This is a genomic window from Polynucleobacter sp. MG-28-Ekke-A2, assembly GCF_035012985.1.
Lineage (GTDB): Bacteria > Pseudomonadota > Gammaproteobacteria > Burkholderiales > Burkholderiaceae > Polynucleobacter.
Map to the genome: position 1 here is coordinate 27308 of NZ_JAYGQU010000009.1, position 15979 is coordinate 43286.

Annotated in this window: 15 protein-coding genes; 2 read left to right on the plus strand and 13 right to left on the minus strand. The window is 45.3% G+C overall.

The window, feature by feature from the left end; genetic code table 11:
- Window positions 1-6: 6 nt before the first annotated feature.
- Complete coding sequence (locus tag VC188_RS07075; protein WP_216862533.1) at window positions 7-1098, minus strand: tartrate dehydrogenase; 1092 nt, start codon at window positions 1096-1098, stop codon at window positions 7-9.
- 48 nt (window positions 1099-1146) lie between these two features.
- Window positions 1147-1809, minus strand: coding sequence for a SprT family zinc-dependent metalloprotease (locus VC188_RS07080; RefSeq protein ID WP_072582473.1), 663 nt, complete (start codon window positions 1807-1809; stop codon window positions 1147-1149).
- Between the two features lie 76 nt (window positions 1810-1885).
- Here VC188_RS07080 and VC188_RS07085 point away from each other — a divergent pair, with 76 nt between their 5' ends.
- Window positions 1886-3196 carry an amidase gene (locus VC188_RS07085; protein WP_323483478.1) on the plus strand — a complete coding sequence of 437 codons (1311 nt, stop codon included), beginning with the start codon at window positions 1886-1888 and terminating at the stop codon, window positions 3194-3196.
- Between the two features lie 8 nt (window positions 3197-3204).
- Here the strand turns inward: VC188_RS07085 and VC188_RS07090 are convergent, their stop codons facing one another.
- Complete coding sequence (locus tag VC188_RS07090; RefSeq protein ID WP_416350499.1) at window positions 3205-4113, minus strand: Bug family tripartite tricarboxylate transporter substrate binding protein; 909 nt, start codon at window positions 4111-4113, stop codon at window positions 3205-3207.
- A 98-nt stretch (window positions 4114-4211) separates the two neighbouring features.
- On the minus strand, window positions 4212-5333 hold the full coding sequence (locus VC188_RS07095; RefSeq protein ID WP_323483480.1) for an NADH:flavin oxidoreductase/NADH oxidase: 1122 nt from the start codon (window positions 5331-5333) through the stop codon (window positions 4212-4214).
- 162 nt (window positions 5334-5495) lie between these two features.
- Here VC188_RS07095 and VC188_RS07100 point away from each other — a divergent pair, with 162 nt between their 5' ends.
- The gene (locus tag VC188_RS07100; RefSeq protein WP_215319849.1) at window positions 5496-7016 is read left to right on the plus strand and encodes a CoA-acylating methylmalonate-semialdehyde dehydrogenase; all 1521 of its coding nucleotides are present in this window, start codon (window positions 5496-5498) and stop codon (window positions 7014-7016) included.
- Between the two features lie 69 nt (window positions 7017-7085).
- On the opposite strand, the gene VC188_RS07105 is transcribed toward VC188_RS07100, so the two are convergent.
- The 9 genes from VC188_RS07105 to nuoH form a co-directional block, all read right to left on the minus strand.
- A complete protein-coding gene (locus tag VC188_RS07105; protein WP_323483481.1) occupies window positions 7086-7571 on the minus strand; it encodes a DUF1178 family protein in 486 nt (161 codons plus the stop codon).
- A gap of 64 nt (window positions 7572-7635) precedes the next feature.
- On the minus strand, window positions 7636-8235 hold the full coding sequence (locus VC188_RS07110) for an NUDIX hydrolase (protein ID WP_323483520.1): 600 nt from the start codon (window positions 8233-8235) through the stop codon (window positions 7636-7638).
- Between the two features lie 122 nt (window positions 8236-8357).
- The gene (gene nuoN, locus VC188_RS07115; protein WP_323483482.1) at window positions 8358-9857 is read right to left on the minus strand and encodes an NADH-quinone oxidoreductase subunit NuoN; all 1500 of its coding nucleotides are present in this window, start codon (window positions 9855-9857) and stop codon (window positions 8358-8360) included.
- A gap of 10 nt (window positions 9858-9867) precedes the next feature.
- On the minus strand, window positions 9868-11334 hold the full coding sequence (locus VC188_RS07120; RefSeq protein WP_323483483.1) for an NADH-quinone oxidoreductase subunit M: 1467 nt from the start codon (window positions 11332-11334) through the stop codon (window positions 9868-9870).
- 24 nt (window positions 11335-11358) lie between these two features.
- Window positions 11359-13419: an NADH-quinone oxidoreductase subunit L gene (nuoL, locus tag VC188_RS07125; protein ID WP_323483484.1), complete on the minus strand. Its 2061-nt coding sequence runs from the start codon at window positions 13417-13419 to the stop codon at window positions 11359-11361.
- 2 nt (window positions 13420-13421) lie between these two features.
- On the minus strand, window positions 13422-13730 hold the full coding sequence (gene nuoK, locus VC188_RS07130) for an NADH-quinone oxidoreductase subunit NuoK (RefSeq protein WP_072582482.1): 309 nt from the start codon (window positions 13728-13730) through the stop codon (window positions 13422-13424).
- Window positions 13727-14374 (minus strand): NADH-quinone oxidoreductase subunit J, encoded by a 648-nt coding sequence (locus VC188_RS07135; protein WP_215319860.1) that lies wholly within the window; start codon window positions 14372-14374, stop codon window positions 13727-13729. Before VC188_RS07135 ends, nuoK begins: the two co-directional genes overlap by 4 nt.
- Window positions 14375-14394: 20 nt before the next feature.
- Complete coding sequence (gene nuoI, locus VC188_RS07140) at window positions 14395-14886, minus strand: NADH-quinone oxidoreductase subunit NuoI (RefSeq protein WP_215319862.1); 492 nt, start codon at window positions 14884-14886, stop codon at window positions 14395-14397.
- Between the two features lie 11 nt (window positions 14887-14897).
- Window positions 14898-15971, minus strand: a complete 1074-nt coding sequence (gene nuoH / locus VC188_RS07145) for an NADH-quinone oxidoreductase subunit NuoH (protein WP_323483485.1) — start codon at window positions 15969-15971, stop codon at window positions 14898-14900.
- Between the last annotated feature and the right edge of the window lie 8 nt (window positions 15972-15979).

Sequence of the window (15979 nt, forward strand, 5' to 3'; positions counted from 1 at the left end):
TACTAGTTAGATTGCTGCGGCAATCGCCTTACCCAAATCATCTGTCTTAGCGGTGCCACCAAGATCTGGTGTCAAAGGCGCATGTCCTGGACCAGATGCCAATACCTTTTCAATGGCACTAAATATTGCTTTACCAGCCTCTGGATAACCAAGGTGATCTAACATCATCGCCCCACTCCAGATCTGACCAATTGGGTTGGCGATCATTTTGCCAAAGATATCAGGCGCTGAACCGTGAACCGGCTCAAACAAGGAAGGGAATTTACCTTCAGGATTGATACTGCCAGATGGTGCTACCGCAATGGTGCCGGTACATGCAGGACCCAAATCCGAGAGAATGTCGCCAAATAAATTACTTGCAACGACAACGTCAAAGCGATCTGGATTCATAACGAAGTGAGCCGCCAAAATATCAATGTGGTATTTGTCGGCTCTTACATCGGCAAATTTCTTAGACATTGCCTCTACACGCTCATCCCAATAAGGCATAGTGATGGCAATACCATTTGATTTGGTTGCAGAAGTTAAATGCTTCTTAGGGCGACTTTGGGCTAAGTCAAAAGCGTATTGCAAAATTCGGTCAACACCCTGTCTAGTGAAGACAGATTCTTGAATCACGATTTCACGATCGGTATCCGGGAACATCTTGCCACCAACGCTGGAGTATTCACCTTCAGTGTTCTCACGTACTACAAAGAAATCGATGTCACCGGGCTTACGGTTGGCAAGTGGGCAAGGCACACCGGGCAATAAACGTACTGGACGCAAATTGACATACTGGTCAAAGCCACGGCGGAATTGAATTAAGCTGCCCCAGAGTGAAACATGGTCAGGCAGAATATCCGGCATACCTACAGCGCCAAAAAAGATCGCATCGTACTTCATGAGGATATCGAACCAATCATCCGGCATCATCTTCCCATGCTTGAGATAGTAATCACAGCTTGCAAAATCAAAATGATCAAACTGCATACCTAGATTAAATTTACGATTGGCTGCCTCTAGCGCACGTACGCCCTCCGGCATCACTTCTTTACCAATACCATCCCCAGGAATAACGGCAATCTTTGGATTCTTAAATATTTTCTTTGCGTTCATAAATGATGTGTCTCGTTTTATTTTGTTGAAGATGAATTTTACAAATAACTAGCTAATAGCGCGACGGATTTCATCTGGCGCCTTCTTGCTACCCTTTTCAACTGATTCACTATCGTAATCAGTGGTATTTTCAATGGTCTCTGGAACAGCTTCTAGCATCCGAATATTGTCCTTGGGGCAGATTGGCGCTCCATAACTGGCCCACTTCTTGAGCAAAGTTACCTCGTAGCCACATTGCCCACATTTAGCCTTACTTCGACTAGCATTGCTAGGCCTTGGGGGCGGGAAAACAATCGCTTGATGCGGGTAAGGGCCAAGCTCCTGACTAATCATCATCAGTCTTACAGTGAGCTCCTCAGTGGCATGAGCCATTCTGGCAGGGCCTTCCAGACCCACCGTTTGAGCGATTCCCTTGAAATCTTCGCCATGGCCACTAAAACAGTCATCCACTGCATGGCAGAGTTCATGAACTAAGGTATCTAAAAGCTGAACAGGCTCATCCAACTTAGGGGAAATGAATATCTCATTTACGCCACCACCTGAGCGCTCACGTGGCCAGCATTGGCCTAGTGTTGTTCTAGGACTACTAGAGGCCGGGAATCCGCATGAGACCCTGACGGGAGGGATGGCATAACCTGCTTTTGAAAAGACCGGCTCAAGATGCCTTACGGCGTCTTCTAGCCAAGCCTCACGGACTGTATGTTGCTTCATTTAACTTCTCTTCTATCGAAATCTAGGACAAAAACCATCAATTGCGATCATACGCCACCATAAGTAGAATGAGTCCATGAAAGATCTAGAAAGCCTAAGCGCTACCCAAGCCATCAAAGCCCTCTCTAAGAGGGAAATTAAAGCCACTGATTTACTCCTATCCTGCCTAGACCGCATAGGACAAAAAGAGAGCGTTGTTAAGGCCTGGGCAAGCCTAGGAAAGGAAAATGCCTTATCTCGCGCCAAACAGCTTGATAAAGGTGCCTTTCAGGGCCTATTACATGGTCTCCCAATTGGGGTTAAGGATCTTTATGACACCTATGATTTGCCGACCTCCTATGGTTCACCCATTTACGCCAACCACTATCCAGTTGCCGATGCTGTGGCGGTTGCCCTGATGCGACAGTCTGGTGCCATTATTTTAGGCAAAACCGTTACAACAGAATTTGCAACATTTAAGAGTGGCTTAACAACAAATCCCCATAACCCAAAGCACACACCCGGCGGTTCTTCTAGCGGCTCTGCGGCTGCGGTAGCCGATTTTATGGTTCCACTAGCAACCGGCAGTCAAACTGCTGGCTCAATCATTCGCCCTGCGTCTTTTTGTGGTGTAGTGGGTTTTAAACCTAGTCATGGCAAAGTGAGTATTGCGGGAATTAAAAGTCTTTCTATAACACTCGACACCATGGGTTGCTTTGGTAGAACAGTAGAAGATGTGGGTCTTGGTGTAGCTGCCATGAGTGGCGATCATCAACTAGCAAATATTGAAGTCCTGCATAACAAACCCCGCATCGCCATTTGCAAAACATCTAGCTGGCCGTTTGCACAAAAAGAAACTGCTACAGCGCTTGCTGTTGCCCGGCATGCTGCCGAGATGATTGCTAAAGGCACCGTAATTGATCTGAAGTTACCAAAGACATGTGATGGACTCACCCAAGCGCAAACTCGCATCATGATCTCTGAAATGTCACGCAGCCTTACTTTTGAACGTGTGCATTACGCTAAAAAGCTCAGCCCACAACTTCTGAAGCAACTTAGTGAAGGCGCTGAAATTAGCTACGAGCAATATGCAAAAGATTTGAGCCTTGCCGATAAGTCAAGGGCGGCCATGGAAGACTTATTTAATAATGAAGTTGATATCTTGATTGCCCCAAGTGCAAATGGCGAAGCGCCCAATATTAAAAATGGCACGGGAGATCCACTTTTTTCTAGAGCTTGGACTCTTCTAGGTTTGCCCTGCATCAATATCAACGTAAGCAGTGGCCCCAACGGATTGCCAGTAGGCGTGCAACTCATTGCAGGCCCAGGTAAAGATCATTTCTTATTGAGCGCTGCCCGGGCATTTACATTGGCATTACCTGACCCCACCCTGCGAGATCAGGCTTAGCCAAGCCCTTAATCGAGAGTAATGTTTGCCGCTTTAATTGCTTTAGCCCAGAAAGGGATCTCTTTCTTAACTAGCGCATCAGTTTGGTTTGGTCCTAAGTAACGAAGTTCAACACCAGCAGCATCCGCACGCTCTTTAATTTCAGGTAATGCCAAGCTCTGCTTTACAGAATTAGTGAGCTTGGTAACCACTGCTGCAGGTGTTCCTGCAGGCGCATAAAGGGCCACCCATGATTCCAACTGAAATGATGGTAGACCAGCTTCAGCGGTGGTTGGTACGTTTGGCATACCAGGGTGACGATTTTTGCCGGTCACAGCAAGCCCCTTGAGTTTTCCACTTTGGACGTGTTGCATGACTGAGGGTGGCGTACTAATAAATACCTGTACCTGCCCCGCCAAAACATCCTGAATGGCTGGGCCAGATCCCTTGTATGGAACATGCACCATATCCACACCGGTAGTTTGCTTGAAGATCTCCGTACCAATATGCGATACAGAACCATTGCCCTGTGAGGCGTAATTTAATTTACCTGGATTAGCTTTTGCATATGCAATGAATTCTTTCAGATTGTTTACTGGAACTGAAGGGTGTACTGCAATGACATTGGTTGAAACAGTCAGTAAGGCAATTGGAGAAAAATCTTTAATGGGATCCCACGGAAGCTTATCGAATAAAGCGGGATTACCAACGTGATAACCAGAATAGGAAATCAATAAGGTGTAGCCATCGGGTTTTGCTTTGGCAACATACTGATAGGCGGTATTGCCACTTGCTCCCGGCTTGTTGTCAACAATCACCGGTTGACCGATCACACGCGTCAACGGCTCACTTAATAGACGTGCCGAAGTATCAACCAGCCCACCAGGTGGATTGGGGACTACTAAAGTAATTGGACGATCCGGAAAGGATTCAGCCATAACTAGGCATGAAATCCCAAACCCCAAAATTACAAGCGCACTGCGTATCACCGAATATTTTTTCATTAGCGCTCCCCCAACATATGATTTTTTAATGTTTATCGCTGCCCTACTTTTACATCACCAAATACGGCCTGGGCTTCTCGAGGTAAACAACGCCAATAACGCTCATTTGCGGTAACTGTGCCACCAAGGGCTGCTGCAGCTTCCCAACCCCAGCGAGGCTTGTATAGGAATGCTCTAGCCAAAGCGATGAGATCCGCATCACCCGCCTGCAAAATGTCTTCGGCTTGCTGTGGTTCGGTAATGAGTCCAACAGTCATAGTTGGCAAACCCGATTGATCTTTAACAATCTTTGCAAAAGGCACTTGGTAGTTTGGACCAATTGCAATCTTTTGTTTTGGCGAAATACCACCAGAAGAAATGTGTACAAAATCACAACCCAAAGGTTTAAGTTGTTTTGCAAAATTCGCCGTTTCTTCTGGAGTCCAGCCACCCTCTATCCAGTCGCTAGCTGAAATCCGTATGCCAAGAACTCCTTGGTATGCGGCTCTTACGGCAGCAAATAACTCTAATGGAAAGCGAATGCGGTTTTCAAATGAGCCACCATACTCATCCGTGCGTTGATTGGCTATAGGAGATAAAAATTGGTGTAACAAGTATCCATGAGCACCATGGAGTTCAATCCCATCAATTCCGATACGATCTGCGCGTTTTGCTGATGCCACAAAATCATCAATCAGCTTTTTTAATTCAGTCTTACTCAATTCATGAGGTAAACGCTCTCCATCTAACTGGGGGATCGCTGAGGGTGCTAGAGTTTCCCATCCGCCCTGATCCGTTGGGAGCAATTGTCCGCCATCCCAGGGGGTTGCACTGGATGCTTTGCGACCTGCATGCGCTAACTGAATAAAAACAGGTACGGCAGGAGCCAACCCGCGCGCTCGACTTAATTTGTCTTTCAAAGCTGCTTCAGTGCGATCATCCCAGAGCCCAAGACAAGCAGGCGTAATTCTGGCCTCCGGACTTACCCCTGTAGCCTCAATAATGAAGAGTGCTGCGCCACTATTCAGCAAATTACCCCAGTGCATGAGGTGCCAGTCAGTTGCCTCGCCGTTATTGGCCGAATACTGGCACATCGGGGCAACCACGATGCGATTTGCCAGGTCTAGAGGCCCTCTTGGGGAACTGAGGGTATAGCTTGAAAATAAAAGACTCATAGAATGCCTTTAAAAGCCCAAAAATAGGTCAAAGATACGAAAATTACCGTAAAGCGATAGAATACTCAAAAAGCAGAATAAACGAGACAGCGAAGTCGTGCAGGCTAATTGGCCAAACGGCTTTTTTACCCAAAACCTGAAAAATACTCACCACAAGAGATTATGAACGCACCTCAAGCCTTTGAATCAAAAGAAGATATTGGCCACTTTGTTGGCGGCAATGTAGTTAACCCTAAAGATGGTCGCTTTGCCGATGTTTACAACCCAACCAAAGGAACAGTAGCACGCCGTGTTGCGCTTGCTAGCCGTAAAGAAGTTGATGAAGTTGTAGCCAATGCCCAAACAGCCTTTGTGTCATGGAGTCAAACCTCCCCATTGCGCCGTGCACGCATCATGTTTAAGTATCTTGAATTGCTAAACGCTCATCGCGATGAATTGGCTGCCATTATTACAGCCGAACATGGCAAGGTATTTACTGATGCCCAAGGCGAGGTGACACGCGGTATTGAAATTGTGGAATTTGCTACTGGCATTCCTGAGCTTCTCAAAGGAGACTACACAGAGCAAGTATCGACAGGTATCGATAACTGGGTTATGCGTCAACCTTTAGGTGTAGTTGCTGGTATCACGCCATTTAACTTCCCAGTCATGGTGCCAATGTGGATGTTCCCGGTTGCGATTGCTTGCGGCAACACTTTTATTCTCAAACCTAGCCCTACAGATCCTTCTGCTTCACTGTTCATGGCTAAGCTCCTCAAGGAAGCTGGCTTGCCTGACGGCGTATTCAACGTTGTTCAGGGCGACAAAGAAGCGGTTGATGCCCTACTTGAAAATCCAGATGTTAAAGCAGTGAGTTTTGTGGGCTCCACTCCAATTGCTAATTACATCTATGAGCGTTGCGCTCACTTTGGCAAGCGCTCCCAAGCTTTAGGTGGCGCAAAGAACCACATGGTGATCATGCCTGATGCTGATATTGATAAAGCAATTGATGCCTTGGTTGGCGCTGCTTACGGCTCGGCTGGCGAACGCTGTATGGCGATTTCTGTAGCTGTATTAGTTGGTGATGTGGCAGAGAAGATCATGCCAAAGCTGATCGAGCGCACTAAGACACTCAAAGTTAAAAACGGCATGGAGCTCGATGCCGAAATGGGTCCAATCGTTACTAAAGCAGCTCTTGAGCGCATTACTGGCTATATTGATGCTGGCGTAGCTTCTGGTGCAAAACTCCTCGTAGATGGCCGCGGACTTAAAGTTCCCGGCTATGAGGATGGCTTCTTTATTGGTGGCACACTTTTTGACAATGTCACCCCAGACATGAAGATTTACTTAGAAGAAATCTTCGGACCAGTTCTATCCTGCTTGCGTGTTGCTAACTTTACGGATGCTCTGAACTTGGTGAACTCTTGCGAATTTGGCAATGGTGTAGCCTGCTTCACAAGCGATGGCAATATTGCGCGTGAATTTGCTCGTCGCGTACAAGTGGGTATGGTTGGCATTAACGTACCTATTCCAGTGCCAATGGCCTGGCACGGCTTCGGCGGCTGGAAAAAATCCATCTTTGGCGATATGCATGCATATGGCAAAGAAGGTGTACGTTTCTATACCAAGCAAAAGAGCGTAATGCAACGCTGGCCTGAGAGCATTGCTAAGGGGGCGGAGTTTGTAATGCCTACCTCTAAGTAATATCAGGTAGCAGTTGGTAAAAAAGCGATCTTCGGATCGCTTTTTTATTTGCCAGGATTAAATTAGAAATTACTGGAGTGTATTTTTAAGAGCGGGAATCATTGGCATTGAGAGGACATCAATACCCTCTTCTCTTAAAGCCTCAGCCTCATCTAAAGTAGTTTGACCCCGAATGCTTCTCTCGGGAGATTCTTTATAGTGAATTTTTCTAGCCTCATCGGCAAAAGAATTGCCAACATCCTCTGAGCGACCCATTAACTCACGCATACCTTTCAAAAAGGCTGCCTGTACTTGAGCCTCAAGTTGAGAATGATCGCTACCAGTCAAAGCAACAACGCCCCCACTAAGACTTTCAGATTCAGACTTGGATACAGTTAACTCGGTAGACGATGATTTACCAATATGCGGAGCTGAGGGCATGCGAGTAATCTCTGTGCTGTCGCATACTGGACACGCAAGCATCCCCTTGTCCTGCTGAGCAAGACAATCCTGTTCTGAAGCAAACCACCCTTCAAAGCGATGGTCTAGCGGGCAGGCTAAGTTATAAACTTTCATAAAACGTATATAGGGGCAAAAACGATAAATTCAATACCCTATTTTAATCGGGTTTGAATGCACCCTATTCGATTGGATGCGGTTTTAGTAAGCCCCTACGATAGCGATCAAGCCAATAGGTGGCTATCGTGGTTTTGACGTCCGTAATCTCGCCATCCTCAACCCAAGAAATCAATAGCTCCAATGGAGCAGCAAATACATCCAAAAACTCTTCATCATCAAGATGGCTTTTACCGGGGATCAGCTCCTCTGCCAGATAGATATCAATGAACTCTGTTGAATACGAAATCACGGGATGAATACGGCGAATGAAACTCCATTTTTTTGCCGTATACCCAGTTTCTTCTTTAAGCTCTCGCTGCGCGCATACCAAATGATCCTCTTTAGGGTCTAGTTTTCCTGCAGGAATTTCAATACAGGTTTTTGCAATCGGATAGCGATACTGGCGCTCAAGTAAGACCCGACCATCATCCAAAATCGCAACAATGGCTACCGCTCCGGGGTGTGTTAAATATTCGCGTATCGCCTCTTCTCCATCAGGCAACGAGACCTTATCCCGCTTCATCTTTAAGAAAATTCCACCATAAATATCTTCACCAGAAATACGCTCTTCACGCAAATGCTTATCACCGGTAGCTAGGTCTTCAAATGATTTTTCAGTCATGGGATTTGGTAAGTTTCCGTCTGTAGATAATTGAACCAGCTTAACTAAATTGAATGTCATTTTGATGGCAGTTAAAACAATAAAGGCCCCTTACGGAGCCTTTAGAAAAACATTGATTCGTATTAGGAGCCCAGCAAAGTACGGCGCATTGCATCCAAACAAAGACTCATTAAGCCTGCAGGAACAATCCCGATAACTAGAACCAAAATGCTATTAAGACTCAGGATACCCTTCGCAAAGCCGGAACCGGAAACTGTAATGTCATGCTCTGGTTCATCAAAGTACATTACCTTAACCACTCTGAGGTAGTAGAAAGCACCGATCAAGGAAGCGATTACCGCAATGACAGCCAAGAAAGTATGCTGTGCGTCCACCAGGGCTTCCAAAACACCTAACTTAGCAGCAAACCCAACGGTAGGTGGAATGCCAGCCAAGGAAAACATCATGACTAGACCAATAAAAGCAAACCATGGATGTTTCTTATTGAGACCCTTTAAACCATCCAAAGTTTCGCAGTCATAACCCTTGCGCGACAATGCCATCAATAAACCGAAGGTGCCAAGCGTTGTTAATACATAAGTAATTGCGTAGAACATCGACGCACTAAATGCATGGTCATCAAAAACAGACAGCATGCCCAAGAGTACAAAGCCCATTTGTGCAATTGCAGAATAAGCCAGCATGCGCTTGATATTGGTTTGCGCAATGGCGGTGACGTTACCAACAACTAATGATAGAACTGCGAGCAAGACCAGCATTGGCTGCCAGTCACCTAGTAAAGGCAACAATGTGTTGACCAATAAACGGAATAACAAAGCAAATGCAGCTAATTTTGGAGCCGCAGCAATCATCAAAGTCACAGCAGTTGGCGCGCCTTGATAAACGTCAGGCACCCACATGTGAAATGGCACCACACCCAACTTAAAGGCCAAGCCAGCAACAATAAACACCAAACCAAAAGCCATAACCAAGTGATTTACACGTGGGTCAGCAACCGTTTTAAAGATCTCAATCAGATCTAATGATCCTGTTACACCGTAAAGCATAGACATACCATAGAGCAAGAAACCGGATGCTAATGCACCCAAGATAAAGTACTTAATACCGGCTTCAACACTCTTCTCACTGCTATGTCGCATAGCAACCAAAGCGTACGTAGGCAAAGCCATTAGCTCCAACCCAAGATATAGAGTCAATAGATTTGCACCGGAGATCAACACGAACTGGCCAAGCAAGGCAAGCAGAGCTAATACGATGAAGTCAGGACGAAATAAAGCGCGATCCATCAAATATTGCTTAGAATAAATCAAGCTCACCAAAACAGCGATGCAAGAACATGCCTTGAGTAAGTTAGAAAATGGGTCAGACTGAAATAGCCCATTCATTGCTACAAGCGCTGGATCGCCCATGCGTCCAATGAAAGCAAAAATGAGATACGCCAATAAGATCAGCGAGAAAAAGTACACGAAGCCAACTCCACGCGGAGTATGAAAGATGTCTTGCTCAACACCAGGGGTAGATGCCACTCTTTCGCGAACATAAACGCTAGCAACCAATAACAAACAGGTTGCTACAAGTAAAACAAGTTCCGGCAGGATGGCGTAAAGGTCGAATGCTTGCATTTGTACTTACTCAAAGTTTGCTGACAGCAACATGCTGCAACAGATTAATTACAGCTGGATGAATGATGTCGGTAAATGGTTTTGGATAGACACCCATACCAATTACACAGATAGATAAAACTGCCATCAAGAAATATTCACGACCGTTCAAATCCTTTAACTCTTCAACGTGGGCATTGTTAACGGTACCGAAAAATACACGTTTCACCATCCACAAGGAATAAGCGGCGCCTAAGATCAATGCTGTAGCAGCTAGGATACCGATGACAAAGTCATAGTCAACAGCAGCTAAGATCACCATGAATTCACCAACAAACCCAGAGGTAGCAGGTAAACCGCAGTTGGCCATCGCCATTAATACGGCAAACGCAGTAAATGCAGGCATGCGATGCACTACGCCACCGTAATCAGCGATCTGTCGGGTATGCATACGGTCGTAAAGTACGCCAATGGACAAGAACATCGCACCGGCAACAAAGCCGTGTGAAATCATCTGCACAATACCGCCCTCAATACCCAGCGGACTAAAGAGGAAGAAGCCTAAGGTTACAAAGCCCATGTGAGCAACTGAAGAATAGGCAACCAGTTTTTTCATGTCTTTTTGAACAAGAGCAACTGCACCTACATAGATCACCGCAACCAAAGATAAGAATATTACAAAAGGGCCTAAGTACTGGCTTGCATCTGGCGCAATTGGCAAAGAGAAGCGCAGGAAGCCATATGCACCGAGCTTCAACATAATGGCAGCCAAGACTACTGAGCCACCTGTTGGTGCTTCAACGTGGACATCTGGTAGCCAAGTATGTAATGGCCACATTGGAACCTTGACAGCAAACGCCATAAAGAATGCTGCAAACAATAGGATCTGCTCAACAATATCTAGTCGGGCATTTTGCCAAGCCAAAATATCGAATGTATTAGTCACGTTGTACAAATACAGCATGGCAATCAAGGTAAGCAAAGAGCCAAGCAAGGTATACAAGAAGAACTTAAATGCCGCATAAATACGATTGTGGCCGCCCCATACACCAATGATGATGTACATCGGAATTAATGTCGCTTCAAAGAACACATAGAAAAGCAATGCGTCAAGAGCACAAAATACGCCGATCATTAGTCCAGACAGGATCATGAACGATGCCATGTATTGCGATACCTTGGTTTGAATCACTTCCCATGCTGCAATCACCACAATGACGTTGATGAATGCAGTAAGCACGATGAACCAAACAGAAATGCCGTCAATGCCTAGGTAATAGTTAATGTCGTAACGTGGAATCCAGCTGATCTTTTCAACGAACTGCATTCCAGAATTAGCGATATCAAAATTAATCAACAATGGAAGCGTTGCAATAAAGCTAAGCACAGCTCCGATCAGGGTCAACCAGCGTACACCGGCAGTTGATCTTTCAGACCCATAAAACAAAATAATGAGTCCAAAGACAATCGGGGTCCAAATGGCGTAAGAAAGAATCATAGTGGCTACTTAAGTAACAAAGGCCTAGCGAACAAAAGGCAGGTAAGCATACAAAACCCAAGCTAACAATACAGCTAGGCCCGCAATCATTGCGAAGGCATAGTGGTAGAGATAGCCGGATTGCAAATGACGAATTACTCCGGCAAAGCGCCCTACTGCATGGGCACTACCATTAACAAAGAAACCATCGATGATCTTTTGATCGCCACGATGCCATAAGAAACTGCCTATCCAAATAAGGCCTTTAGCAAACACGGCTTGGTTAATTTCATCGAGGTAATACTTGTTATCAAATAATTTCTTAATTGGTGCAAATGTTTCGGCAACTTTGGCTGGTAGCTTAGGGGCCCAGAGATAACCAATCGCAGCAGTCAACACACCAAGCACTACCAGCAATAAAACTGGTGAAGTGAATGCATGAATTGCCATTGCAACTGGACCATGGAACTCATCTTCCAATTCTTTCATCACCGGATGGCGTGCTAAGTCAATAAAGATGGAGTCGCCAAAGTAAGTTCCGAATAACAGCGGTGAGATTGTGTAGAAGCCAATGATCACGGATGGAATTGCCAGAAGGATCAATGGCAAAGTGACAACGAACGGGGATTCATGGGGCTTTTGACCTGGAGCTAAACCATGATGCGCATGATCGTCACCCTGCTCCGCATGATCATGATGATGGTTGTGGGCATGTGAATCCTCATGACCCCAGCGTGCTTTACCGTGGAATACATAGAAATACAAACGGAATGAGTACAGGGCTGTCACGAATACGCTAGCCATGACTGCAAAGTAGGCAAAGCCTGAACCAGGGATATGACTTGCAGCTACCGCCTCAATAATGGAGTCTTTTGAATAGAAGCCTGAGAAGAATGGAGTTCCCACCAGAGCCAGATTGCCTAACAACATCATCAAGCAAGTAATTGGCATATATTTCCAGAGACCGCCCATCTTGCGCATATCTTGTTCGTGATGCATACCAAGAATCACGCTACCTGCTGCAAGAAATAACAATGCCTTAAAGAAAGCGTGAGTCATCAAATGGAAGATGGCTACCGGATATGCAGAAACACCCAATGCGACTGTCATGTAACCCAACTGAGACAAAGTTGAATACGCAACAACGCGCTTGATATCGTTTTGCACAATACCGAGGAAGCCCATAAAGAGCGCTGTGATTGAACCAATCACCAAGATAAAGCTCAGCGCGACATCTGAAAGCTCAAACAGTGGCGACATCCGTGACACCATGAAAATACCGGCTGTAACCATGGTTGCTGCATGAATCAATGCAGAGATTGGTGTTGGACCCTCCATCGAATCTGGTAGCCAAACGTGTAATGGGAATTGAGCTGACTTACCCATTGCACCAATAAATAAACAGATGCAGGTAACGGTCATCAAATTCCAGCTAGTACCAGGTAATGTCTGGGCTGCTAGAGCGGAATTCTGAGAGAAGATCACGTCATATTGCATCGAGCCAGTACTGGCCAACAGAATGCCGATGCCCAAGATGAAGCCAAAGTCACCGACTCGGTTAACTAAGAAAGCCTTCATATTGGCAAACACTGCGGATTGGCGCTCAAAGTAGAAACCAATCAATAAATAAGAAACCACACCCACTGCTTCCCAGCCAAAGAAGAGTTGCAATAAGTTATTACTCATCACCAACATCAACATAGCAAAGGTGAATAAGGAGATGTAGGAGAAGAAGCGGTTATATCCTTCTTCACCGTGCATATAGCCAATGGTATAGATATGAACCATCAATGACACAAAGGTCACTACACACATCATAGTTGCTGTTAATGGGTCAATCAGGAAGCCAATATCTAAATTGAGTTCGCCTAATTGCATCCAATGGTAAACAGTTCCATTGAAATAGAAGCCATCCATCACTTGAACTAATACATTGCAGGAAAGCACGAATGCAATGGTTACACCTAAAATAGTTACAAACTGACTGGCCCCATGACCAATGCGATTGCCGCCTAATTTGGTGCCAAAGAAACCAGCGATGATAGATCCGACTAATGGCGCCAAAGGAATAGCGCAAAGTACAGGTATGTTTAAGGTCAATTGCATGACTAGCCTTTTAGGTGGTCAAGATCATCGGCATTAATTGTGTCAACCTTACGGAAGAGCACAACCAAAATTGCCAGGCCGATAGCTGCCTCGGCAGCTGCCACAGTCAAAATAAAGAATACGAATACTTGACCAGCCATATCACCCAAATAATGGGAGAAAGCCACAAAGTTCATGTTCACCGAGAGAAGCATCAATTCAATTGCCATTAGTAAAACGATGACATTCTTACGGTTTAAGAAAATTCCGATAACGCTAGTTGCAAATAAGATTGCACCCAGCACTAAATAATGAGCGAGAGTGATATTCATTTTTTCTCCCCTCTTGTATCTTGCTTTGCAGCCATGTCTGAACCCATTTTCACAATGCGCATGCGATCTGCCGCAACGACATTGACTTGCTCGTGAATATTCTGCGATTTAGAGTCTTTGCGATTACGCAATGTCAATGCAACTGCGGCAATAATCGCCACTAGTAAGATCACACCAGCAACCTCAAAGGCGTATACATAATCTACAAAGATCAGCATACCCAAAGCTTGGGTATTGTTAGCCATCATTTCTTCAGGCATAGGCTGCACTGGAACATTGGTTCCAATAAAGCTACGAATGATCACAATCGATAATTCTAGAACAATAACGGCACCCATCAAGAAGGCGACTGGCAGAAACTTTTTGAAATCGCGACGTAAATGTTCAATATCTAAGTCCAGCATCATCACTACGAAGAGGAATAAGACCATCACTGCGCCAACATAAACCAGTATCAGAGCCAAGCTTAAGAATTCAGCCTTGAGCAACATCCAAAGGCCTGATGCGCAAAAGAACGCTAATACCAAAAATAGCGCTGCATGCACTGGGTTACGAGCAGTGATCACGCGAAGCGCAGAAATCACCAATAAGCCTGCAAAACCATAGAAGAACATGGCAAATAAAGTAGATGGATCGAATGTCATATTAGTTAAGCTCGATTCGATTAACGGTAAGGTGCATCGGCTGCACGGTTAGCGGCGATATCTTTTTCATATTTATCGCCCACAGCTAAAAGCATGTCTTTAGTGAAATACAAGTCGCCGCGCTTATCGCCGAAATACTCAAAAATATTTGTTTCAACAATGGCGTCTACTGGACAAGCCTCTTCACAGAAACCACAGAAAATACATTTCGTGAGATCGATGTCATAACGACTGGTGCGACGAGTGCCATCATCACGCTCGGCAGTTTCAATAGTGATGGCATAAGCTGGACAAACTGCTTCACAAAGCTTGCAGCCGATACAACGCTCTTCACCATTTTCATAACGACGAAGAGCATGCAAACCGCGGAAGCGACTGGATAAAGGCGTCTTTTCTTCCGGATATTGAACAGTAATTTTAGGCTTGAAGAGATAGCGGCCCGTAATAGACATACCGACCAAGATGTCTCTTAGCATCAAGCTATCGAGGAATTGGGAAATTTTCTTAAACATGATTTATCAACTTATTTCCAAATATTCCATGGGGAGACAACCCACGCGCCGATAACAACCACCCAGAAAACTGAGATGGGAATAAAGATTTTCCAACCCAAGCGCATGATTTGGTCATAGCGATAGCGCGGTAATGTGGCGCGTAACCAGATAACGCAGGATAAGAGGAAGAATGTTTTACCAAATAACCAGAAGAAGCCTGGAATATCACGCAAGATTGGCAAGTCAACAATCGGCAACCAACCGCCTAAAAACATGATAGATGCAACAGCTGCAATCAAAATCATGTTGGCATACTCTGCCAAGAAGAACATTGCAAAAGACATACCTGAGTACTCAACCATGTGTCCAGCTACGATCTCAGACTCACCCTCAACTACGTCAAATGGGTGGCGGTTTGTTTCAGCCACGCCAGAGATAAAGTAAATCAAGAACATTGGTAATAAAGGTAACCAATTCCACGAGAGGAAATTAAGGCCCATGCTGGCAAAGTAGCCCTGCTCTTGTGAAGTAACGATGGTACTTAAATTTAATGAACCCGAGGTAAGCAAGACGGTAACCAATGCAAATCCCATTGCAATCTCATAGGAGATCATTTGGGCTGATGCGCGCATTGCACCGAGGAACGGATATTTAGAGTTAGAAGACCAACCAGCCAAGATAACCCCATAAACACCAATAGAAGAAATAGCCATGATGTACAGCAAGCCTGCGTTTACATCAGCTAAAACCATCTTTGCCTGAAATGGAATCACAGCCCAAGCAGCAAATGCAGGCATGATCACCATGATTGGTGCAATGAAGTACAAAACCTTACTAGCTTGAGCAGGTGCAATGATCTCTTTCATCAAGAGCTTTAATGCGTCAGCAATTGGCTGCAATAAACCCAGTGGACCTACGCGATTTGGGCCAAGACGAATATGCATCCAGCCAATCAACTTTCTTTCCCAAAGGGTTAGATAGGCAACGCAACCAAACATCGGCAATACGATGATCACAATACGCATCAATGCCCAAACCAAGGGCCACAATGAGCCAAAAATAGCCTCACCTTGAGTGGTAATGAGGTTCAAGAAATTATCCATCTCGTCCC

Bases quoted from the DNA above. Each gene is read 5' to 3' on its own strand.
- VC188_RS07080 (WP_072582473.1), bottom strand. From the start codon at position 1,809: ATGAAGCAACATACAGTCCGTGAGGCTTGGCTAGAAGACGCCGTAAGG.
- VC188_RS07075 (WP_216862533.1), bottom strand. From the start codon at position 1,098: ATGAACGCAAAGAAAATATTTAAGAATCCAAAGATTGCCGTTATTCCT.
- VC188_RS07095 (WP_323483480.1), bottom strand. From the start codon at position 5,333: ATGAGTCTTTTATTTTCAAGCTATACCCTCAGTTCCCCAAGAGGGCCT.
- VC188_RS07085 (WP_323483478.1), top strand. From the start codon at position 1,886: ATGAAAGATCTAGAAAGCCTAAGCGCTACCCAAGCCATCAAAGCCCTC.
- VC188_RS07110 (WP_323483520.1), bottom strand. From the start codon at position 8,235: ATGACTGAAAAATCATTTGAAGACCTAGCTACCGGTGATAAGCATTTG.
- VC188_RS07090 (WP_416350499.1), bottom strand. From the start codon at position 4,113: ATGGCTGAATCCTTTCCGGATCGTCCAATTACTTTAGTAGTCCCCAAT.
- VC188_RS07100 (WP_215319849.1), top strand. From the start codon at position 5,496: ATGAACGCACCTCAAGCCTTTGAATCAAAAGAAGATATTGGCCACTTT.
- nuoH (WP_323483485.1), bottom strand. From the start codon at position 15,971: ATGGATAATTTCTTGAACCTCATTACCACTCAAGGTGAGGCTATTTTT.
- VC188_RS07135 (WP_215319860.1), bottom strand. From the start codon at position 14,374: ATGACATTCGATCCATCTACTTTATTTGCCATGTTCTTCTATGGTTTT.
- nuoN (WP_323483482.1), bottom strand. From the start codon at position 9,857: ATGCAAGCATTCGACCTTTACGCCATCCTGCCGGAACTTGTTTTACTT.
- nuoL (WP_323483484.1), bottom strand. From the start codon at position 13,419: ATGCAATTGACCTTAAACATACCTGTACTTTGCGCTATTCCTTTGGCG.
- VC188_RS07120 (WP_323483483.1), bottom strand. From the start codon at position 11,334: ATGATTCTTTCTTACGCCATTTGGACCCCGATTGTCTTTGGACTCATT.
- nuoI (WP_215319862.1), bottom strand. From the start codon at position 14,886: ATGTTTAAGAAAATTTCCCAATTCCTCGATAGCTTGATGCTAAGAGAC.
- nuoK (WP_072582482.1), bottom strand. From the start codon at position 13,730: ATGAATATCACTCTCGCTCATTATTTAGTGCTGGGTGCAATCTTATTT.
- VC188_RS07105 (WP_323483481.1), bottom strand. From the start codon at position 7,571: ATGAAAGTTTATAACTTAGCCTGCCCGCTAGACCATCGCTTTGAAGGG.